Source organism: Rhizobium favelukesii, assembly GCF_000577275.2.
Lineage (GTDB): Bacteria > Pseudomonadota > Alphaproteobacteria > Rhizobiales > Rhizobiaceae > Rhizobium > Rhizobium favelukesii.
Map to the genome: position 1 here is coordinate 1 of NZ_CBYB010000034.1, position 20,836 is coordinate 20,836.

The following is a 20,836-nucleotide window of genomic DNA, read 5'->3' on the forward strand; positions in this document are numbered from 1 at the left end:
AAACTGCTGTTGACGATCTCAATTTTGGATCGATCAGCAGCGGAGCTTGTGGGTCCTCGGGTGTCTCTAGAAAAGTCCTTTCAATATCGTGCTCTCTCAAGAACGGTGCTGCCTTGAGCTTGTCGCGAAGGCCCAGCATACGTTTCTCGGCCCTGCGGACGAACGTATCGTATGACATGGGGATAATTGTTACCCGGTTATCCCATTCCGTGCGGGGAGCACTTTCGTCCGCGTCGATCCGCGAGCCCAGGACGTAGCAGGTTACTTTCGCTGCGTCTGTCAGGAGTCCCTTGCTTCTGAGTTCCTTGACGTAGCGCCACGCCTGATCCTTTTGTTCGGAACCGATGGCAACGCCCGGTCTCTTTATCTCGGCGACGACCAGGCGCGATACACCATCCACCTCATGGCCAAGATCGTGCGCATCACGGCTGTAGAGGCCAACACTTCCATCCGGCAGCATCACGAAATCGGGTCGCTGCCGACTTCCCGTCTTGTTAGACCCGAAAATCTTGCGGATGACCTCGGTCATGCCTCTGTTGCTGGTGAACTCGAGGCTTTCGAATTCAGGGCCAAAGACCCACAACGACCGTTCGAACAGGGGCTGGAGGTCCCCTACCTCATCCATAGTTTCGTCGCGAAGTTTGTTGTCCAGGTCTTCGATCAGCTTAAGTCTGGTCTGGATTTCATCCAATGCATCCTTGGCGAGCCTGAGGGTCCAGTCGTCGAGCAACTTGTACAGAGCATCGAGATCGCCCGGCTCCAATTCGTGAAGCTTTTCGACCAGACCAAATTTCGAGGTGCTCAGTTCGAGGTTCGCCAGTATCCCTGCGACCTTGCTCACTTCCTCCGTTGAGATTGACGGGCAGTTGTCGATGACCTCATCAACAAACTGGTTCCAGCGTTCCCGTCCGACAGGAGGAAGCTGCCTCACGGTCTTAACCAGGGTTTCCTTGACGGCTTCCTTCGCCTCGCGTCGTCGGTCTGCTGAGAAGGTTGAAAGGTACTCTTTGATCCGCGCGTGAACAGCATCCCGCGTAGCCTGCCAAGCCTGATCGGTCGGCTTAAAGGCGGTCCAGTCGGGCTGGACTGCGTCTTCTAGAATGTCGGCTGAAATAATGAACTGGAAGCGCTTCGCTTCGCTGCTACGGCCATCAAGGATGCGCTCGTGATCAAAGCCGATCCAGCCAGGAGTGCCAACCAGCCGCGTGTTGACACGCCACGCGATGCCGTGATGTCTGGTTGTGCGATCCGCTTTCTGGCTGTCGATCATGATGATCTGCACTGCGCCATACCCGGGGACATCGACATTGACCTTCTGGATACTATGGGTCGGTATGTCGTCGAATGTCACTAACGTGCCGTCGAGGGATACCACAAAATTCGGATCAGCCAGAAAGCGCGTGCCGATTATCTCGCGCGCAGTGTCCGCGTCCATGGAGACGCCCTCGGAAGCCGTTGCGGTGATTTCTGTGCCGTGACCAATCACGCCGTCTCGGGTGCGGATCAATTTCACGTCGAACGGTTGCGTCGTTCCTCGCCGCACCTCGTAGACAGTCTCGATGCCGTCACACCAAGTTCGGACGCGATAGGGGTCAGAGAATTTGAAGGCTGCGTGCCGACCCTTACCGTTTCGGCCATAGGGAGTTCGCGCCGGGGCACCGGAAAGATCCGCCGGAGGAATTGATTTATTCCCCTCTTCCGCAAGACGATTATAATCAAGCGTCTTCCAGCGACGGTCGAACTGCGCCGGCGTCATACCTTTCCCGTTATCAGTGATGGAAAACGGAATACTCTGGCTGCACTTGGGCCAAACAATGTCCACCTTCGTCGCGTAAGCGTCCCATGCATTCGCAACAAGCTCGACGATAGCGACGGCCGGATCGGAGATAATCGGCCCAGCGTATTTGTCGAGAAATCGGTCGTCGAAGAGAACGCCTTGGTTTGTGCTTTGGGTATCCACGCCGCTCATCCTCTCTTTTTCTCTAGTTGCGGTGCCGAGCACCCAGTGCTTGATGCATTGAATGATCCTCTAATGGTTGTTTTGGAGTTGCATTCAGGTTTTTGCAAGTGCATCTCGATGTGACGCTTATGCGATCGCTGTTCACAGCCCCCGGGGAGCATCCAGACCAGTTTTGCTAAATCAAAAGGCCACAATGAAATCGGAACCGGCGATCCTTGCCAGTGAATGTGCTTTATAATGAGAATACGGGAATGGACGACGCGCCGAACTATAGCGACGACATACTAATTGCTGACCTGAAAGCTGTTCAGGAGGCGGTCCAGGCGTGGGCGACCGCGCAGGACATATGGTTCGACTGCGGGTTCAAGTCCTATCGCGAGCACGTCGATGGCGAGCCCTCCGAGACCGATCCAATTGTATGCGTTCAATATTACAGTTCTGACTTTGAATGGGCACTTTTCGGCGATCTGGAATCAGAATTCTCGGAATTACTCGACCGTCACGGGTTTTGGTATGAAATCGCCAGCGCCGGAAACATATACTACTACCCGCAAGAAGGTCCACGTTCCCGAGCATACGCTCAATACTTCCGCTGGTTATGGGTTTGCAGTCTTGTTCAGGAAGACTTCGCCGACATTTACGAGGAGTTGTACCGCCATTTCGCCGCGCACCCGGACGATTTGCATCGCTTAGGCTGGCGGGACTACGAAATACTGCTCGCTCGAATATTTCAAACGCAGGGGTTTGGCGTCGAGCTCGGACCGGGGCAAGGAGATGGAGGCGTGGATATTCGTCTCCTCCAGCGCGATCCGATAGGCGACGTCCTTACGCTAGTGCAAGCGAAGAAATATTCACCACGGAATAAGATAGGGCTCGAGACGGTGCAAGCGATTACCGGAGCCGCGTTCGTTGAAGGCGTTAAGGGGATGGTGGTGACAACGTCGTCGTATTTGCCGAGTGCGAGAGAATTTGCGGCTCGAACGTCTGGCCGCATCGACCTCATGACTTCAGACCATGTGGCTTCGTGGTGCCAGACTGCTGAAAGCGGCATTATTCGCGACAAGTCAACGCTCGTGTCGCGTCGCGCAGTCGAACGACTCCTCTTGGACGTGAAACAGAAAACGGATAGCCGAGTCCTGCACTCATCATGGGGCTATAACTCGACGCACAACAGCTTCGCGGTCATCCTGAAGGAAACCCGCCACGCAGCTCTTCTGATGAGCCTACCGGGGCAGACCCTCACCGATGACGGATACGGCCAGCGGGGTACCGAAGCACCACTTATAGATGCGAGCGCACTTGGATTTCACAGAGCAGACACGGTCTGGCGTGTGAAGAAGCGATTCTGGAAGGATGGCACCATGTCCTTTTGGGATGGCGCCAATCTTTATCACCCATGGGACGGCAGGCCGGTGGACTTTGACTATTATGACTGATTGTCGTTAGGCACAGCCGAAATTCTGCAGCGATCCAGTGAATTACGAAAACTATATCTTGTCCAATGCGCTGCTGTCGTCCCTTTGAACCTCTTGAATACATGCGCGACCCATTGCAGGTTTGGTTTGAGGTTAGGCACCCATGACTTGTCGCCAAGTCAAACGCCGTAAGTCAGGTTCTGCGAATTACCATTGCATTCAACAGCGGTGTGCTGCGCAATCGGCCTGGCTACCACTCGCTGGACGTGACGTTGAAGAGAAACGTCGAGCCGTGAGAAAGGCCGACCGGATCCGATGGACTTAGAATGTGAAGAGCGGACTGGGTTCGTCGCGACAAATCACCAATGTCAGGTTCTCCATCGCTCTACTCAAGCCGACATACAGCAGGCGTCTTTTGTAGTCGGTGTTTGAAAAGGATTGCTTGTCGCACATCATGATAAGCGCGTTGTCGCATTCAAGCCCTTTGGCTTTGTGAATCGTGCTTATGCATTTCGCCGGGGGTTGGGGATGGGAAAAAGTTCTACGCCTCGTAATCTCGATCAGCCCCTCCCCGGCGGAAGCGTAACTTCCCAGCTTGACGGCGTCTTGGAACTCACTTTTTAGGTCGATCGAGACGTTGGCGAACCCTGGCGTCTTGGATGTGATGTGACCGCGTAGCAGCGTAAGGCTGCGGCTAAGACCGCGATGGTTCGGCTCATCCAAAATGAACCGGCCAATAACCTGTAGATGGGCTGGCAATCCTCTCGATGGTTTGCTGCATCCATCCAGTACTTCCTGCCGCAGTCGCCGGCCATGCGTCGAGTCTGTAAAGCCGGTGCAGGTCCCATCGACAAACGAGAGCAAGGCTTCGACAATGCCGGATGGCGTGCCCGAGCTATCCTCCACTGACTTCACCAGTGAGGAAAGTGCCTCTCGCCCATGCCCTTCCCAAATCCGAACGGACCGATTGAAAAACGCGTTCAAATGATCGACACGCTCATTCCCGACTGTGAGCACGAATAGCTGCGAAGACTTCCGAGCCATCATCGATATCTGGCGACGATCATCAGCAGCCATTGTGATGGCCTTGTGGGCGAGACGCGCCGAATTTGCGGCATGCAGCACCGTCAGCCCGGTTGGTAGCTTCCCGGCGAGGTCTATTGCTTTGCCGGAGGCAAGTGCCTCTCGCGCTGCAAGCACCCATTCGCCAAGCTCCATTGAGCCAGAGCGCCAACGGTGAGGATTAGTCAAACTCCCCCACCCGCCTTCGCTTTTGAGGCCTTCCCAACGCTTGACTGCCGCTGAAGTTCGGGCACCCGCGCCACCGTAAATGATCTGCATCGAGTCTCCGAGAAATCGGACGCGGGACCCAGCCCGGTGGATTGCCATGATCGCGGCGTGTTGATCGACGCTGGCATCCTGATGTTCGTCACAAATAATTATCGGATACCTGAGCGCCGCGGCGCGCGAGACATTTCGCGAGCGTTCGAGCAACTCTTTGCACCGGGCGGCGACCACATCATATGCCGAGTTCTCACGTGCCCAGGACCCTACATCCAACGGGAAATTTAGCGTCCGGTGATATATCGCCGCGATTTCAGTGAGAAAGCTATCGATTGTTCGGATCTCGACTCGATCCAGCAGCCTGCGCGTTCTGTTTGCAAACACTGATCGCGCCGCATGAGTGTGCGTGAGAATTAGAACTCGGCCAGCCGCGAGCGAGGAGGCAGCGTCGAGCGCATAGTTGGCGCCCTGAAAAGTCTTGCCGCAACCGGCAGGGGCCTCGATCGTAACCAAGGCCAGATCACTGCGAAGGAGAAATCCGACGTCCTCGTCCGTCACAGCTTCAGCTCTCCAGGATTGAGAGCCACCTCATCCACTTCGGCCCGGATCGCGTTGAGAAATGGCAACAAGACTGGTTCAAAACGGTGCCAGAGCCCCAAGCTGATCATTTTCTCGCATAGTTCACTGCCGCCGGAAAGCGACTTGAACCACTTCTGGCTGTGCTTCGCCCATTCCTTGCCAGCTGGCTCATTGGTCGCGCCGGTCCTGTCACCGGTTGCCGCCTGGACGATCAACTTCCGCAGGCTGTCATACGACCCACATGCATCAAATATCGCGCTTTCGCTTTTGCTGTGAATATCAAGACGGTCGGCCAACGTCCGAAGCCGATCTCCGCTGACACTATCGTTATCGTAAGCAAGAGAGAACAGTCGGCGATCGGGACGTGCGCAATGATGTTTTCCTCGAGACATCCTCGTTGCCACTGAAAAAGCTTCGCACCTGCGGCAGCCTTGAGCTTAGTCCAACGCCCCTCAAATCGGCCTTCGTCGTCGCAGAAGCCTGCAACATTGAGACCCGCTCCCTTGAGAGCCTCTAGGACGCCGAGCATTGCGTCGTTTCCTCCCCCGTCTACCACTCTGATCCCGTGGACCGTGTCCTTTCCATCGAAGACGAGCTTGAGGAGTACCCGGAGGAAGCCGACTTCCGTGACCCCCTCCGCAACGATCGGGACCCGCGCGAGAAATGTCTCCGGATCGCGCGTCTGTTGCCGTGCAATCTTGTCCTGTGGCAGGCGCCCAACGTGGCCATTACCATCGATATACCAGAGCGCAGCCTTTTTTGCGGTGGCCAAGACGACAGGGCTGTGCGTGGTGACGAAACATTGTTGTCCATCCGACGACAGCGTCTCTAAAAGCTGACGCAGCCGGTACGGCTCAAGTCCGCGCTCGATCTCGTCGATCACCGTGAACCGCGTCGAGGCTTCCGTTGCCCTGGCAATTTCGAGCGCAGCCATCCGACGCGTACCCGCGCCCCAACTCGACATCGGCAGCATTGTGCCGGACTTTTCCGCAAGCAACCCGACGAGGGCTCCGATTGAAAGGCCCTGACTACTTGTAAGGCCGATATCGAGGCCATTTGGAAGTCCCGCTGCTTCCATCGCCTTATCGAGCGTCTTCAACGCCTGTTGCTCATTTTCTGTCATCGCGTTGGATAGATCTGCCGCTGAAACTTCCTTGCTGATCCGAGATTTGAGGTTTCCTTTCGAAAGCAACCGATCGAGTGCAGATCCGGTTACCAGACGTAAATCGCGATCGTTTCGATCGTCGTTGGCCAGCCGCACGACGCCGACCTTTCGTCGGAGCCCGGCGGAAAGGCTTACTGGCTCCAGGTTAGGCTGGATGATCTGCCAGACCAGCTCCAGCTCAGGTGTTCCAGTCACCTGAAAAATGTAGACTGGGTCGAACGGCGCGCCCTCTCGATCGTTGTCTGGTAGCACCGCCTTCTCGCCATCCCATTCCCATGGCCACAGAGCCTGTTGGAAGTTGGCCAGGCCAATGTCTTCAGGAAGGGAAACCGTCACTTCGATCGTGAAACCTGGTTCCAGCAGACGGTTATAGTAGTCCGTCTCCAACAGTTGGACGGCGTTGGTCGGGCTGAACAATAGGGATAGAGCGTGAAGAAGCGTTGACTTTCCGGAATCGCCGCCTCCAATGAGGATGTTCATGCCCTCGACGGGGCACCACTCAGTATTGGTGAGGCCACGGAAATTTGAGACTTTCAGGCGCCGAATTCTTGGCTGTACTACCATCGGAAATACCGAATCAACTAGAGGAGGATTTCCTAAGGCTGTCGGGATTGCCAATAATAGCAAGCCCATTTCAAACCGTTTGCCCAGCTGAACCGCATAGACAAAAAATCTCGCTAGTTGTTTTAAATCATCATCGCGCGGCGGCATGACGTCGGGCCGGCGGCTCAGCCCCGCTCAAGTACGGAACTGTATATTGGATTTATTCGAACCTCGTTTGCCGGAAACGAAACTCCACGATGCCTTTCGCCTTATTCGTTCCGATCCAGGCTATGGGAAGGTCTTGCCTGTTATCCAAAACTGGGCGACCGGCTTGCTGGATCGAAAGGGCGAGAGCCAAAAATTCATCAAGGAATTTCAATCGACGTTTAATTCCTCGATGTGGGAGCTGTATCTCAACAGAGCCATGTCTGATTTGGAATGCAACGTCGACTACTCGAAATCTGCGCCGGACTTCGTTGTTCGTGGACCTGGAAACTACGAATTCAACATCGAGGCTGTCATTTCCGATCAACCGCCGACCACCGTTCAGCAGAAGTCCTTCAGCGAGCAGGATTTTAAGGTCCGCGGCGCCCTGAAGCTCGTCGGCAAGATTAGAGACAAGCTGAACCTCTATCGTGGATTCAACGGCAAGAAGCACCCCTACTCGTCACTTAGCCACGTGCGCGGCCGACCATTTGTCATTGCAGTCGCGCCGTTCGACAGCAACATCTCGCTTCTCCAAAATAATGAACTAATCAATCTGGCCCTGTTTGGGATGGCACCGCCCGAGCTCGTCGGCCCCTATTGTGGAAAGCAGGGCAAGATAGGTTCTCTGCTCACGCCATCGGGCTCACCCGTCGAGATGGGTATCTTCACAAACGATTCCTTCAAGGAGATCAGCGCTGTATTCTTTTCCACGGTCGGGACTTTCGGGAAGGCTGTGGTTGAGAGCCAGATCGAACGGCTCGTAAGGTCCACACGATACAGGATGATGGATAAGGACAAGGTGGAGCCCGGGTCAATGCTTTGGCAGCTCGGAACACATCGTTTCCAGTTCACCAACCTAACCTATTTAACAACATTGCGGTGGGAAGGCGGCAATCAGATCGGCGGCGCAGACAGGCTTATCCAACATTCATCAGTGCATCGCGAGACCCACTTGGACGGCCTGCAAGTTTATTTCAATCCCTATGCAGAAATCCCGTTCGACCGTGATTTTGCGTGGCCGCAAGAGGTTGCCCTCAATTATTTCGATGTAGAGAATGGTGAACATATCCAGGCACATCCGGACGGCGCGCTGGTTTCCCGTCAGGTTTACGATCCCAGCCCCTACTCTCTCCAATTTTTGCTGGAGTCGAACGGTTTTCTCGTTCGCTAAGGGTGCCGCAGGACTGCGCTGCGAGAGTTGGGGCGGGTTCAGCTGTTGGAAGTCAAAGTCTCGATACCGACCAATTATTCTTCCCCTCCGAAAGGTCCATCTTCGTCTCGTTCGACAGAGAATCTAGGCGGAAAGGCGGCGTCCGATGCGAAGCAATTGAAGTCTGGCGAAGACCGATATCGCCAACGCCATCGCGTCCCTCTTCGCGCCGAGCCATTGGATAACGGGGAACGCCCAAGGGGTCGACGGCGGCGAAATGAAGCTAGCTTGGAACTTGAATGCCTGCCTGCCACCAGGCCTTCAGTCATCTAAAGAATGCCCCACGCCCGAAACCTCCCCCTCCCCGTCATCTCCCTGAGGCCCAGCTCCAAAACAATCCGCCGCGCCGCCTGTGGCGTCATGTCCAGCGTCTTGGCCACCATCCCGGCCGAGACGAGCGGGCGCGCCATCACCAGCTCGACCAGCTCAGGCAACTTTGACGACGTTCTCCGTCCTTTAAGTTTCCGCTCTATCAGTGTTCGGGCGAGTGCCAGACGGTCGTGCTCTTTCAGCCCGATCTCGGCGGCCGCGATCAGACCTTGGGCGATGGCGAGCAGCCGGGTTTCGCGATCGCGATGGCGGCGCCGGTCGACGGGAATGGTTTTGAGGCCGAGATTGATGGCGGCGAGATGGGCACCCGTGGTGATGCCGGCCTGGCGCAGGATCGAAGCGGCCAGCAGCCGGCCGAGCCAGGGTGCATGCTGGAGGACGGAAAGCTCGTTCCAGGCATCCAGGGCAACAATCGCCTGCAGCACCGCCGGTAGATATTCGACTTGGCGCAAGACCGCACGCCATTCGTCGAGCCGGGCATCCTCGTCCCAGTCGAGATCGTAGATCATCGGATCTTTCTCTTGGGTACCACTCCGGCCGGGCCGTGTCGCATTCTCGATTGCCGCTTCCGATCGGGCGAGAACCGCATCGATGGCGGCATAATCGATACCGGGGAGATGTTCGAAGTCGTCGGCGTCTTCCCCCTCGCCGTCCGGATCGTTCGCGACCGCGCGCCGGATGGCATCGGCGGTCGTCGCCTCGTCCGTGTCAGCAGCCGTGATCTCCGAGGTTTTTCGCAGTGCGCGAAGTCCGTCGGCCGACAGGGCCCAGCCAGGCAACTGGCCAGCAATTCGCCGACGGGTGCGCAGGACGTCGCGGGCGATGGTCAGCTCGTGGGTGGGTGTGCGGATATCTCTGACATGGTCGTGGAGGACGAGGTCTTCGAGATGGACGAGTTCGCCGTCGATCCACAGCGAGGCACACGCATCGGCATACTGCGTGCGTTCGAGGAAACCAGCGCCGACGGGCGAGCGAGCGACGCGCTCGTCCAAACGCGCAAGCGCGATGCCGGCGTTAAAAGCAGGCCCGACCGAATTTAAAATGGGCAATTTTCCGAGATCGTAAGCCATTGAAATCATGTTAAATCATTTCTTATAGGAACTCTATATGAATATTGCGGTTCCTTACATGGTATGATTGTTAGTTGATGCGCTAACCATCGATAACCAGCGCTTATCGATGGTAGATTGGTTTCGCCCTGCAAATCAGTGTGTCAGCCGTCCTGGATAACCGGAAACGCCTGGTTTTCCGGCCTTTTGAGCAGATTTCGGCGAGGTTCGGCGGAAACGTCTCTGTTCTGCGGCCCATACAAAGCTACCCTCCCCTGCCGATGAGCACAAATTTCTCCACCGCCTTTACTCTCAGACGGGCTTTCATGCCCCTCCCCTTCTCCGATCTCCTTATTTTCAGGCATTTCGGCTGCAAACAGCCACCGGAGCGCGTTTCGTATTGGTTATGACCGTATGCTCGTTCCATGCGGCTTTTCGAGTCTGACGGGGCTGCATTTTCCTCATAAAACGCGCTTGCAACTGGTCATTTTCTCACGCATTCCTTATTTGTACAAAGCACCATAAAAGAACCGATGGCAAAACGACAATCCGCCGATCCGCCGCCCGCTCCTAAGCGCCTCATTGGTTACGCCCGGGTTTCGACCGACGATCAGGTACATGACGCACAGATGGACGAGCTGCGTGCCGCCGGCTGTGAGAGGATATTTCAGGAGCACGGCTCAGGCGCATCGCGGGTACGGCCGGTTCTGACAAGACTGCTCGGCGACCTCACCGCCGGCGACGTGCTGGTCGTCGTCCGGTTAGACCGCCTCGCCCGATCGGTCAGCCATCTCTTATCCGTAATCGAAGACCTCGAGGCGCGCGGCGTACACTTTCGGTCGATCCGCGATCCGATAGATACGTCCACGCCACAAGGGATGTTTTCACTCCAGGTCCTTGGTGCCGTCGCGCAGCTCGAGCGAGCGCTAATCGCTGAGCGAACCAAGGCCGGCATCAAGGCGGCAAAAGCCCGCGGCAAGCTTCCAGGCAATCCAGGCCTTCGGGAGAGGCGACCGGAAGCCATCAAGGCGGTCTCGAAGGCCCGGGGGAAACTCTATCTCGGCGAGCTGATCTCCTCTGCCCAGACCTGGCTCCCGACTGTTCGGCAACTTCGCCCAAAGCATAGCTGGGACAATGTCGTGCGGGTCCTCAATCGCAGAGGCCATGACTGGACGGTGGAAAGGCTACGCCGCGCCGTGCATCGCATGGTCCGCGAGAAGCTGGCCGAGCCTGAGCTATTAGTCCGCTCTCCGCGCCGCGCGCCAGAAGATCACCTCATGAAGCTCGTCGCAGCTATTGCCATTGCCGATCCCGGCCTATCACTGCGCGACATTGCCAGCCAGCTTGATCAGATGGGAGCGCGACCGGCGCGCGGCGGACGCAAATGGCAGCCATCATCCGTTCGTCACCTGCTGGATGAGGCGCATCGGTTTGGTCTCATCCGTCATTGAGGGCACGGAGCATCAACTTGCCGATTGCGCGGTTTCTCGCCCTGGCTGATTTCTGCGGCAGAGATTTCCAGCCCGAGCCTCCGGTTCGGATTCAGGACGGAGTTTCAAGGCTGAAGTCACCTGCGCTGGTAAAGGGGCGTGGGGGTCTTGGACGGTGGGCCCGAGCTCGAATTGCCGAAAGGCCTTTCCAGCGGAAGGCGGAAGTGGGGTGATTTTGGAGGTAAGCCCAAAGAACAGTTCCGCGATCGCCGCAATCGTCACCGCTCGCCATGCCAGTGAAAGGTTTGCCATTGGCGTCAAATCTTCAGTGACCGACGGTCGCTGGCCATAGGGCAGCGGTAGACCTAACGAGGTGATGTTAGGGCATCCCTTCCCGGGTCGGCAGCCACAGGAAGCGGCTTGCCGTAGCGATACGATCAAGTTCCAATCCGCCTTTGCCGATGGCCTCGCCGATCAGAGGCGCGACGTGCACCAAGTCTGCCTGGCGGCGACGCTGGAACCGGCGTGCCGAGACAACCGTATCGCAATGACGGCAAAACAGCCTGGCAACGCCGGCGGGTGTCTGCCGAAACTGAAACAGACCGCTGCGAAAACACCCAGCGCAGTAAATCTCGAGGCCTATTCCGTGCCGAGGACAGAGCACTGCTTCGACGCATGCCCACGATCGCCGGCAATAATGGTCCCTCCCCTCTTCGGCATCCCCATCAAAGCACACCGGACAGACGCCTCTGTTCATGGGATCACTCACGAAAGAGCTCTTGGGCCGCCCGGCGCTTTGCAGTGACAGTCGGTCCAGATCGGGTTTACGGATGCGGCAGGCGAGTGCCCAAAGCCGAGTTCGGTCTCGATCAGGATGGAAGTCGCAGCTGAAGAAATTTTGGTTCTGACCGCCACGCGACCCGGATATCCAGCTTTCAACTTGCTGGGGCGAGGTGGAATAATGGTTTGCGACCCGCCAGTGCCAACAACTGAGGAGTTCGTCGTCAAAAGGACGAGGTGCGACGGCCAGCAGCCGCACCTGTCTCATCAGCTTGCCTGCCGCTGTAGGCGGCGTTCCGATCGCCGCGCCATGGCAACCAGCGGCAGCACGAGGGTGTCACCGTCGAAACTGTCCAATGTGATTGCCTCCGCCCCAGTCCAGACGGCTTTGAAAGGCCTCGAACCGCTCCGCAAGCTGCGGATCCGTCAACAACGCTTGGCGGGCCAGATCCGTGCCGGCGCAAATCAGCGGAACTTTCAGGTCATTTGCCAGAAAGCGGATAACGTTGAGGAAGATCCGTTGCTGCCGATAGGTGCCGGTCAACATGGCATGGATCTCATCGATGATCAGCATCCGCACCCCCATCTTGCGCATCAAGCGGCAAGTGGTCTTCAGGCGAAAAGTTGCATCTCCTCCCGGACCAGGTGCGCTCATCGAATTGAGAAGCTCACCACAGACGTCGCGCTCAACAGGTTCGGCTGGCATCTGCATCGCCACGACCGGCATGGTCGTCACCCCGGTTCCGCGATCGAAAGTGGGCTGGTGATCGCGAAGGAACTTTCGGATGACCTTGGTCTTTCCCATCCCGGTGTCGCCGTAGAGAAGCAGACATGGCATTCGATCTCGCGGCGGATAGGAGAGCAAATCCCCAAGCCGTGCCAAAGCTGCCCTTGCATCGGCCGTTTCCAACCAACGATCCGCCCGGATCCAGGCGACCCGTTCTTCGATCCCCATGTCAGCATACTTTTGATACATCGGCTGCAGATGGCGATATTCCGTCATGACCATTCCTCTACTGACAACGGGGACAAGTCGAAGAATTCGCTCTCATCGGCATCATCTGTCGTTCCGATCCTACGTCGCTCGCTGGCGGCCAACGCCTGTAAAGCCGAACGATTCTCGAAACGCGACGAAGCAAATGAAAGCGGTCGGATCATCCTTGGCTCCAGCGCACCAATATCGGAATTGCTCAGCAACATGCCATCTGCCTTGGCCTAGGCTTCTAATACCACCGAGTTGGGCCAGGAATTGATCTAGTGTGGCATTAGAGTCGAGATCGAATTTGTCATCCAGTTGGTCCCGATATGCGCCGTTGGAGGAGCAGGTTCACCGCGATGATTTCCGTGCAGTACCAAAGATAGTCTCGATGCGAACGCGGCAAATATGCGGTCAATTCGAGGATCTCGATCCATTATAACTGGAAAGCGCTTCAGTCCCTCATGAAGGACGGTCCCTGCCCGGTTTAGGCATCTTAGCTGCTAATTCAGGATATCTGCCGGAAAAAGATTTGACGTGTTTGACCAATTCACGTCGCCTTTCATCCGTCGGATCACTCGGGTTGAACCTGCTAAACATAGCTATGAACTGATCAATTGCGCGCGTGCCTTCGTGACATTCAAAACACGTCGAGTCCTGGTGGTCTCTGTGCGGCATTGAACATAGCTATGGGCGGGCAGTGATCTCGCGACGTCGAAGCCTCAAGCCCTCCGCAATATGTGCAAGTCGGCTGCAGAGCGATCAACCGCGCGGTCCTGGTTTTCTTTTCAGGCTAATTCGGTACGAAATGCCAAATAAAAAGTGCGGATCGAGGAGTTTCGAATGGGTGGAAATGTACTTGCGATCGCGAGAATACCGTCGTCGGGGCTTCGAACACACGTGTGATCGCACGGCTTCCTCGGATGGTCGGCGCACAGATTCGCTACTCTCAAAACCTCCCGGACGTGCCGCTTACATGGGGCAACGGATGCGTCAAAGGCTGGCGCTTCACGTTTAGTCGATGCGTTTCGCGATAGACGGCGGGCGAGAGCCAGTTCTCTCGCCCGCCGTCTCCTTCGGCGATGCACCACCCGACCATTGCTGGGTGGTGAAAAGTGAATCGTAATCCCGGCAAAACATTCGGTCGAACCGGCTCTCTATGGCCGGCAGCCTTCGTTGAATCCTTACTCATATCGATAGGAGCGGGCGACAAATCCACGTGAACCAAAACCCTGACAGCTGTCAGGGTTTTGTCTCGCTGAGGCAGCCCTAGCCCACTGCTCTCTCTCCTTGTCCGTGAGCTCTTCGCAGCGCCATGAGGACCGGCCCCAACGAAAATTCGCCCCGCTCCGCCTTGCGCGTGAGGTCACGAAGATAGCCCCCCGGCGAGTTGATATGCCCTGTCCGCTCTAGGATGCAGGCCACCGCGGCGGCCGCATTTTCCGGCCCCATCACCTCGCACGCCTCTTGATAGGCCGACGGGCTGATGCCCAACATCGACCTCACGACCACCGCTGCGCCCATCATTTCGCGCCAACTCCCAATCGAACCGCCCGGCCCATACATCGCGATCTCGGGGCAAGCCCGCAGCACCATTCCAAGAGGAAAATTCCGGAGTGGCTCCCGCGGCGGCCGACTATCGTCCACCGCCGTCGCGCCCTGCCCGTTTCTAGGGCTTGGTTCAAGTTCATGATTGGATTCGGGTTTTGAATTCTGTATGTGGCGCTCACCACGAGCATCATTGATGCTCGTATTTTCGTTATTTTGCTGCATTTCCAGGGTGTTGATAATTTCCTCCTGCAAAAGCGACATCTCGTCCAGTATTGACGCGACGTCGCTGAGGGTCGGAGCGCGCGGAATCCGGCTCATCAGAGTGATATAGACTTGTTCGATGGTAACCCAGTCGCCTGATGCGCCTTCCTCGATCGCGGCAGTAATGAGCTTTCGAACATCCCGTCGGCAAATCGTCAGACTTTCCTTTGCCCGGCGGAAGGTTGCTCGATCGGCAGCGACTTGCTGCGCCATGACTGCGAGTTCTTCAGCGCGCAATAGAAGCGGTGAAACATCGAAGCCAAATGCGCTTTCGATCCCACCCGCACTGTCCTTTCTGGCGTAGCGCTTGCCATTGGCACTGTCCTTCCGCACGATCAGACCAGCCTCGACAAGAAGCGCTAAGTGCCTGCGAAGCGTCGCGCCAGCAATGCCATGCGCGCGGAGTGTCAGCTGAGCATTGGATGGAAAGACAACGAGCTGCGCGTCCTGGCGTAGCTCCTTATCAGGATAGAAAGTTAGCAACGCGTCAAGGACTGCTAGGCTACGGTCCTGTAGTCCAAGCACTTCCCGTGCTTCCGCTACATCCCGGAAGATTTTCCATTTGTCGGCCGACTTGCCTGGCTTGATCTCGGTCGTCGCAAGCTGTCGCTTCACCAAGGCAAGCGTCATCGGCCGCCGCCCAAAGGGCGTCGTCACACTTCCAATCTGCATTTTCTTCACCTTCAAAGAGGCAAAAGAAACCTGCTCACCAAATTACGGTGCCAAAGACTCTTGACTGGGATTCGGGGAAATGCGATTCTCTAGTTGTCACACATTGAGAGAGGCTTCCACGACGGCAACGTTTGGGGGCCTTTTTCTTTTGCAGCGCTTCCCTTCTTTTATCTTCGGAATCCTGACAGCTGTCAGGATTGTTGGCTTTCACGTTGACGGGCAAAGCGCTCAGCAAGTCCTGGCAGCTCCGCTTCGACAAACTTCAGAAATTCAGTTCCGAGTAAGCCCTCGGCCGAAATCCGGACCTCTTTCGCGGACATCACCAATGCACCAATTTTCGTGCCCCTGTTATCGGAGATCGGAATAGGTTGCGCACCCTTCTTGTCGGCTGGTTTGATCGCGTTAAGAACACGCTGAAATCGCTGGTCGGATGTCTCGTTGCCGTCGGCTTTTGTGCTTAATGCAGCCCGAATTGAATCAAGAATTCTTGGATTGCCGGCAACGGTCTTGGCGAGATCGACCCAACGTGGCCGCCCAACCTTCGGCGCCCGCCCAATGGCCGTGATAATGTCCGCAGGAACGACCCGGTAGACGTTGCGCATTCGGGCAAGTTCGGCATCCTCAATCGAAAGCGCGGCGTAGATGTAGCGCGGCTTGATCCCCGCGTCGTCCATTCGCGATGCGAACAATGCGCGCTCGATCCAGGTCAGATCCTGGCGGCCCGCATTCTCGATGCCCTGAGCTAGAACGAGATCAAGATCGGAAATTTCCATCTCGAGGGCGCGAACGGGCCTGCCGAGCTGCATGGCAGCGAGCCAGCGTCGGTGACCATAGACGATCTGGTAACGTCCAGGAGACGACGGGTGACGGCGGACCTGGACGGGGACCTTTTGCCCCTCGGTTTCGATCGACCGCTTGAACATCTCGAAGCTCGTGACGTCATCATCCGGCAGCCTGTCCGGGTAAGGGGAGGGGTCGATGAGCGAAGGATCCAATTCGCTAACCGCACCACCGCCCGACTCAACGATAGCCTTCAAACGATCTCGCTCTGTCCTGATGTCATCGATGGCCCGATGGGCCGCACCAATCACACCTGCTCCGACACGATTGCCGGCAACGGGGGCAGGGCCCAGCGGAGGCTGCAGTTGATCCGCAGCCTGATCATTCTCAAGCTCTGCGGAAAGTAGCCCGAAGCTGGCGACAATGGACTTCCGAGGTGATTTGCTCATGTCCGCCCCCAACTATCGTTGATCAGTCCAATTATCGCCTCGTTTACGGCGTCTACCGCTTCACGGGCGCGTTTTTGTGTATCGCGACCAATCTGTCCCATCTCGAGCTCGTATATCGAACGTTTTGCCAGGCCAGCAGCCTCGACCGCAGTGCTCTCTATGGCTGTCGGCAGCAAGACATCAGAGCCGAACAAGTGCCTCAGCATCGCAACGACCTGTGACTGCGGAGCATCATTAGGGTTGTGCCGTGTTACCAAGTATCGGATAAAATCCTGATCCAGCTGGGCACCGCTCTCATTGAGGACGCTAATCAAATCACCCATCATGAGGAGAAACTGGCTCATTGATGCAACGTCCAGCATGGCTGGATGGACCGTTATGATCATGCTCGTTGCCGCGAATATCGCGCTCAGGGTCAGAAAGCCGAGCGACGGCGGAGTATCGAGAATCACGACATCGTAGTCCGCCTCGACTTCGGCAAGAGCTAACTTCAATCGTTCGAAGAAGATCGCGCCCGAGGTCGATTTGTTGGCCAAAACCCGTGGCGTTTCGTGTTCATACTCCATGACTTCGAGATTTCCCGGAATCAGGTCAATGCCATCGAAGTATGTCTTGCGGATGATTTCCTGGATTGGGCGACGTTCGGCCTCGTCGTAGCGCAAAGCGGCGTAAATTGTTTCATTTGACCCAACATCAATCTCTGGCTGAGCACCAAACATAGCGGACAGGGATGCTTGCGGATCCAAATCCAATGCAAGTACGCGATAACCGTGAAGCGCGAGATAATGGGATAGATGGACGCAGGTCGTGGTCTTTGCGCTGCCACCCTTGAAGTTCGCTACGGCAACCACCTGGAGATGCTCGCCGGCGCGACGGCGAGGAAGGAATCGCACTGCCTCCGCAGGTTTTTGCATTGCGAACAACGCACGCAGCTCATTGAGCTGAGCCAGAGTGTAGACGCGATGGTTGTTCTCCAACCTGCTGGGAACCGGTCCGCGCCCTTCGATGGACATGAGCTTCAGCGTGGAATCTGGGATAGAGGTAAGCTTCGACACTTCGTTTGTCAGAAACGGACGCAGGATCTTTTCCGACTTTGGCGGATACATGCGGGTTCTAAGCTGCTGCAATTGCCCGGACAAAAGCCCTGCATGCCGCATGATTTTGCTGCCAGCATCTTCCTTGGAGCCGACAACTGATTCTACTCGGTTTGCTATCGCCATCTATTCCTCTTGGCGGCATTCTACCGGTTTACCGGCCATTGCCCGCCAAGGATAGAACACGATTCTCCTGAACGCGTCCAGAAGATTAGGGTTACGATTTCGTAAAGGCTTGAAAATGATCTCCAAGCGATATTTCCGCTTTTTCTATTTCATCTCCGACAGTTAACCCGTCCCTCCTATGCTCTTGATCACGAATTGTTCTCCTGTGAATCCTACAAAGGCAGGTAGTGAATTGAAGGTCCTGCAAATTGTTTGAAGGCGGCGGTCATGGACAGTCCGTCAATGATGCAGGAGGTGCTGGAAGCGGAGATTGACGAGATACTCGGGCGGCAAAACGCGAGCGCACGGGTTCCATAGGATCGCCTGGGGCACTTCTCAACAGAACTATTCGAATGAGGTCGGCGCTCCGACTGGGCGCTGGTAGCCACGATAGCAGAGATGTATGTGCAGGGGTGTCAACATAGAAGGTCAAGCCGTTACCGACGCTCCGCGGCCACGCATTCTTGGCATCATCAATCTCGGCAATCAACATGCCACTGGATGACTGCCTGAAGTGGTGGCCTGCTGCCATGCAATGTCATCGACTAAGATCTGCGCTCAGCTGAACCCACCTTGTAGAACTCTACAACTGCCGCATAGCTGTCATCCGTGCTCTTTTTCCAGCCGTCATTCTTTGACGGAGAAAATTATGCACATTGTCGCTATCTCTGCCGCCGGAACTCATCGCGAGCACCAACTCCTCGAAGCGCACCATTCCTTGCGGGCAAATGTTTTTTTCGATCGGCTCGGCTGGGACGTTCACGTTGTCGACGGCCGAGAGGCGGATTCGTTCGATAAGCTTGGGCCCGCTTACATCCTCGCGGTCTCTTCGGACAATCGCGTCGTCGGCTGCGCCAGGCTTCTCCCAGCCTTGGGTCCAACAATGGCAGAAAACGTCTTTCCTTCGCTACTTCCAGGAGGACGGCTCCATGGCCATTCGGCCATGATCGAAAGCTCCCGCTTCTGCGTTGACACGATGCTTTCAAACAACAGGCGACCAGGCTCGGTCCATGAGGCGACCCTGACCATGTTCGCAGGCATCATCGAATGGTGCCTGGCGAATGGCTACACCGAGATTGTCACGGTGACCGATCTTAGGTTCGAGCGAATCCTCGCGCGCGTCGGATGGCCTCTACAGCGTTTGGGCGAACCAAAGAAGATCGGCGTGACAATGGCCGTGGCGGGCACACTGCCCGCCAATGCGGAGACGTTCCTCAGGCTCCGTCCTTCCAATTACCGTTCTGAACTCACCCCTCTCAGCCAGGCAGCGTAAGGAGAAATCCGTGAACCAGCTTCGCTCTCACCCTCGGCTTGTCCGCAAACTTCAGGAGGCGCTCGGCGATCAGCTTTGTGTCGCCCTAGACGACGTGAATGTCGTCGAGATCATGCTCAATCCGGACGGAAAGCTGTTCATCGAACGCCTCGGTCACGGCGTTGCACCTGCCGGCGAGATGTCGTCGGCTGCCGCGGAGATGGTCATCGGCACAGTGGCGCACGCGCTTCAGTCAGAGGTCGACACGGAACAGCCAATCATCTCCGGCGAGTTGCCAATCGGTGGCCACCGCTTCGAAGGTCTGTTGCCCCCCGTCGTCGCCAAGCCTGCCTTCACGATTCGACGCCGGGCATCGCGCCTCATTGCGCTCGAAGACTATGTCCGTACTGGCGTGATGACAGAATACCAGGCGTCGACGATTCGCAGCGCGATTTCCGCAAGGCTGAACATCATCATTTCCGGGGGAACGGGCTCGGGCAAGACGACGCTAGCGAACGCAGTGATCCACGAGATCGTCAAGTCTGCGCCAGAGGATCGCCTCGTCATCCTTGAGGATACCGCGGAAATCCAGTGCGCGGCCGAGAACGCCGTTCTCCTGCATACCAGCGATACGATCGACATGGCGCGGCTCCTCAAGAGCACGATGCGGCTGCGTCCCGACAGGATCGTTGTGGGCGAGGTCCGTGACGGCGCGGCCCTGACGCTGCTGAAGGCCTGGAACACCGGTCACCCGGGTGGCGTGGCGACCATTCACTCGAACACCGCCATGTCGGCACTGCGTCGCCTTGAACAGCTGACCGCCGAAGCAAGCCAGCAGCCGATGCACGAGGTGATCGGGGAGGCCGTCGACCTAGTCATCTCGATCGAGCGGACGCCGCATGGACGGCGCATTCGAGACGTCATTCACGTCGAGCGGTTCGCGGGCGGCCAGTACGAGATCGAATCCCACCAGCTCACGGAAGAACAGGAGGCGCGCCATGTCGCGTAAGCATACCCTCATCGCCGCCGCGCTCGTGGCGGCGCCAATCGTTCTTGCCTCTGTCGCGCCGGCACTCGCTAGTTCCGGCGGGAGCCTCCCATGGGAAGGGCCACTGCAGCAGATTCAGGAGTCGATCACCGGCCCGGTCGCGGGTGCGATCGCGCTTGCAGCCGTGGCCATTGCCGGCGGGATGCTGATCTTTGGCGGCGAGCTCAACGATTTCGCACGACGCCTTGTGTACGTCGTTCTCGTCGCCGGCATCCTGCTGGGTGCCACAACCATCGTCGGCCTGTTTGGTGCGTCCGGCGCTTCGGTCGGGCTGGCCGACGAGCAGATCACGACGACTGTTTCGAACGGAGACGGCGAGGGGGCTCATGGCTGAGTCCCTGTCCGGCTTGCGGCGCAACCGCATCCATCGCGCGCTTTCCCGCCCGAACCTCCTGATGGGCGCCGACCGGGAACTGGTGTTGATCACCGGCGTTGCGGCCGTGATCCTGATTTTCGTCGTCCTCACCGTCTATTCAGCGTTCTTCGGTGCTGCTGTCTGGGTCGTGATCGTCGGGGCTCTCAGGATGATGGCGAAGTCCGATCCGCACATGCGGCAGGTCTATATCAGGCACATTTCCTACAAGCCGACCTACAAGGCGACCACTTCGCCCTGGCGGCGGTACTGAGGAGACGGCA

At 57.0% G+C, this 20,836-nt stretch carries 17 protein-coding genes; 7 read left to right on the forward strand and 10 right to left on the reverse strand.

What is annotated here, in order from left to right; genetic code table 11:
• The coding region (locus LPU83_RS32485) for an ATP-binding protein (RefSeq protein WP_244656118.1) at window positions 1–1,969 on the reverse strand (1,969 nt) is incomplete at its 3' end.
• Between the two features lie 242 nt (window positions 1,970–2,211).
• Here LPU83_RS32485 and LPU83_RS32490 point away from each other — a divergent pair.
• Window positions 2,212–3,396: a restriction endonuclease gene (locus tag LPU83_RS32490; protein WP_024317462.1), complete on the forward strand. Its 1,185-nt coding sequence runs from the start codon at window positions 2,212–2,214 to the stop codon at window positions 3,394–3,396.
• Between the two features lie 300 nt (window positions 3,397–3,696).
• On the opposite strand, the gene LPU83_RS32765 is transcribed toward LPU83_RS32490, so the two are convergent.
• Genes LPU83_RS32765 through LPU83_RS32890 form a run of 3 tightly spaced genes read right to left on the reverse strand, consistent with a single transcriptional unit; the run spans window position 3,697 to window position 7,114 of the window.
• On the reverse strand, window positions 3,697–5,217 hold the full coding sequence (locus LPU83_RS32765) for a UvrD-helicase domain-containing protein (protein WP_024317463.1): 1,521 nt from the start codon (window positions 5,215–5,217) through the stop codon (window positions 3,697–3,699).
• On the reverse strand, window positions 5,214–5,453 hold the full coding sequence (locus LPU83_RS32780; protein WP_051166728.1) for a hypothetical protein: 240 nt from the start codon (window positions 5,451–5,453) through the stop codon (window positions 5,214–5,216). Before LPU83_RS32780 ends, LPU83_RS32765 begins: the two co-directional genes overlap by 4 nt.
• Window positions 5,450–7,114 carry an ATP-dependent nuclease gene (locus tag LPU83_RS32890; protein ID WP_157997305.1) on the reverse strand — a complete coding sequence of 555 codons (1,665 nt, stop codon included), beginning with the start codon at window positions 7,112–7,114 and terminating at the stop codon, window positions 5,450–5,452. The genes LPU83_RS32780 and LPU83_RS32890 overlap by 4 nt, the downstream gene beginning before the upstream one ends.
• Before the next feature lie 46 nt (window positions 7,115–7,160).
• Between LPU83_RS32890 and LPU83_RS32935 the strand changes: the two genes are divergently transcribed.
• Window positions 7,161–8,324, forward strand: a complete 1,164-nt coding sequence (locus tag LPU83_RS32935) for a hypothetical protein (RefSeq protein WP_024317464.1) — start codon at window positions 7,161–7,163, stop codon at window positions 8,322–8,324.
• A gap of 308 nt (window positions 8,325–8,632) precedes the next feature.
• Here the strand turns inward: LPU83_RS32935 and LPU83_RS32965 are convergent, their stop codons facing one another.
• On the reverse strand, window positions 8,633–9,772 hold the full coding sequence (locus LPU83_RS32965) for an RHE_PE00001 family protein (RefSeq protein WP_024317465.1): 1,140 nt from the start codon (window positions 9,770–9,772) through the stop codon (window positions 8,633–8,635).
• A 503-nt stretch (window positions 9,773–10,275) separates the two neighbouring features.
• On the opposite strand from LPU83_RS32965, the gene LPU83_RS33050 reads away from it, so the two are divergent.
• Entirely contained in the window at window positions 10,276–11,193 is a 918-nt protein-coding gene (locus tag LPU83_RS33050) for a recombinase family protein (protein WP_024317466.1), read from the forward strand.
• Between the two features lie 358 nt (window positions 11,194–11,551).
• On the opposite strand, the gene LPU83_RS75675 is transcribed toward LPU83_RS33050, so the two are convergent.
• From LPU83_RS75675 to repA, 5 genes are all read right to left on the reverse strand, one after another.
• Window positions 11,552–12,220 carry a TniQ family protein gene (locus LPU83_RS75675; protein ID WP_082323293.1) on the reverse strand — a complete coding sequence of 223 codons (669 nt, stop codon included), beginning with the start codon at window positions 12,218–12,220 and terminating at the stop codon, window positions 11,552–11,554.
• Between the two features lie 69 nt (window positions 12,221–12,289).
• The gene (locus LPU83_RS33195) at window positions 12,290–12,961 is read right to left on the reverse strand and encodes a TniB family NTP-binding protein (protein WP_342213963.1); all 672 of its coding nucleotides are present in this window, start codon (window positions 12,959–12,961) and stop codon (window positions 12,290–12,292) included.
• Between the two features lie 1,236 nt (window positions 12,962–14,197).
• Entirely contained in the window at window positions 14,198–15,412 is a 1,215-nt protein-coding gene (repC, locus tag LPU83_RS33475; RefSeq protein ID WP_024317469.1) for a plasmid replication protein RepC, read from the reverse strand.
• A 191-nt stretch (window positions 15,413–15,603) separates the two neighbouring features.
• A complete protein-coding gene (gene repB, locus LPU83_RS33575; protein ID WP_024317470.1) occupies window positions 15,604–16,641 on the reverse strand; it encodes a plasmid partitioning protein RepB in 1,038 nt (345 codons plus the stop codon).
• Complete coding sequence (repA, locus tag LPU83_RS33580) at window positions 16,638–17,861, reverse strand: plasmid partitioning protein RepA (protein WP_024317471.1); 1,224 nt, start codon at window positions 17,859–17,861, stop codon at window positions 16,638–16,640. Before repA ends, repB begins: the two co-directional genes overlap by 4 nt.
• A 688-nt stretch (window positions 17,862–18,549) precedes the next feature.
• On the opposite strand from repA, the gene traI reads away from it, so the two are divergent.
• The 4 genes from traI to LPU83_RS34125 are packed head-to-tail and all read left to right on the forward strand — an operon-like array spanning window position 18,550 to window position 20,826.
• Entirely contained in the window at window positions 18,550–19,173 is a 624-nt protein-coding gene (gene traI / locus LPU83_RS33595; RefSeq protein ID WP_024317472.1) for an acyl-homoserine-lactone synthase, read from the forward strand.
• 10 nt (window positions 19,174–19,183) lie between these two features.
• On the forward strand, window positions 19,184–20,161 hold the full coding sequence (gene trbB / locus LPU83_RS33600) for a P-type conjugative transfer ATPase TrbB (RefSeq protein ID WP_024317473.1): 978 nt from the start codon (window positions 19,184–19,186) through the stop codon (window positions 20,159–20,161).
• Entirely contained in the window at window positions 20,151–20,534 is a 384-nt protein-coding gene (locus LPU83_RS34040) for a TrbC/VirB2 family protein (RefSeq protein WP_024317474.1), read from the forward strand. The genes trbB and LPU83_RS34040 overlap by 11 nt, the downstream gene beginning before the upstream one ends.
• Entirely contained in the window at window positions 20,527–20,826 is a 300-nt protein-coding gene (locus LPU83_RS34125; protein ID WP_024317475.1) for a conjugal transfer protein TrbD, read from the forward strand. Before LPU83_RS34040 ends, LPU83_RS34125 begins: the two co-directional genes overlap by 8 nt.
• The last annotated feature ends 10 nt before the right edge of the window (window positions 20,827–20,836 follow it).

Coding starts and splice junctions, on each gene's coding strand:
- traI (WP_024317472.1), top strand. CDS start 18,550: ATGCACATTGTCGCTATCTCTGCCGCCGGAACTCATCGCGAGCACCAA.
- LPU83_RS32965 (WP_024317465.1), bottom strand. CDS start 9,772: ATGATTTCAATGGCTTACGATCTCGGAAAATTGCCCATTTTAAATTCG.
- LPU83_RS34040 (WP_024317474.1), top strand. CDS start 20,151: ATGTCGCGTAAGCATACCCTCATCGCCGCCGCGCTCGTGGCGGCGCCA.
- LPU83_RS32890 (WP_157997305.1), bottom strand. CDS start 7,114: ATGCCGCCGCGCGATGATGATTTAAAACAACTAGCGAGATTTTTTGTC.
- repA (WP_024317471.1), bottom strand. CDS start 17,861: ATGGCGATAGCAAACCGAGTAGAATCAGTTGTCGGCTCCAAGGAAGAT.
- LPU83_RS33050 (WP_024317466.1), top strand. CDS start 10,276: ATGGCAAAACGACAATCCGCCGATCCGCCGCCCGCTCCTAAGCGCCTC.
- LPU83_RS34125 (WP_024317475.1), top strand. CDS start 20,527: ATGGCTGAGTCCCTGTCCGGCTTGCGGCGCAACCGCATCCATCGCGCG.
- repB (WP_024317470.1), bottom strand. CDS start 16,641: ATGAGCAAATCACCTCGGAAGTCCATTGTCGCCAGCTTCGGGCTACTT.
- LPU83_RS32490 (WP_024317462.1), top strand. CDS start 2,212: ATGGACGACGCGCCGAACTATAGCGACGACATACTAATTGCTGACCTG.
- repC (WP_024317469.1), bottom strand. CDS start 15,412: ATGCAGATTGGAAGTGTGACGACGCCCTTTGGGCGGCGGCCGATGACG.
- LPU83_RS75675 (WP_082323293.1), bottom strand. CDS start 12,220: ATGAGACAGGTGCGGCTGCTGGCCGTCGCACCTCGTCCTTTTGACGAC.
- LPU83_RS33195 (WP_342213963.1), bottom strand. CDS start 12,961: ATGGTCATGACGGAATATCGCCATCTGCAGCCGATGTATCAAAAGTAT.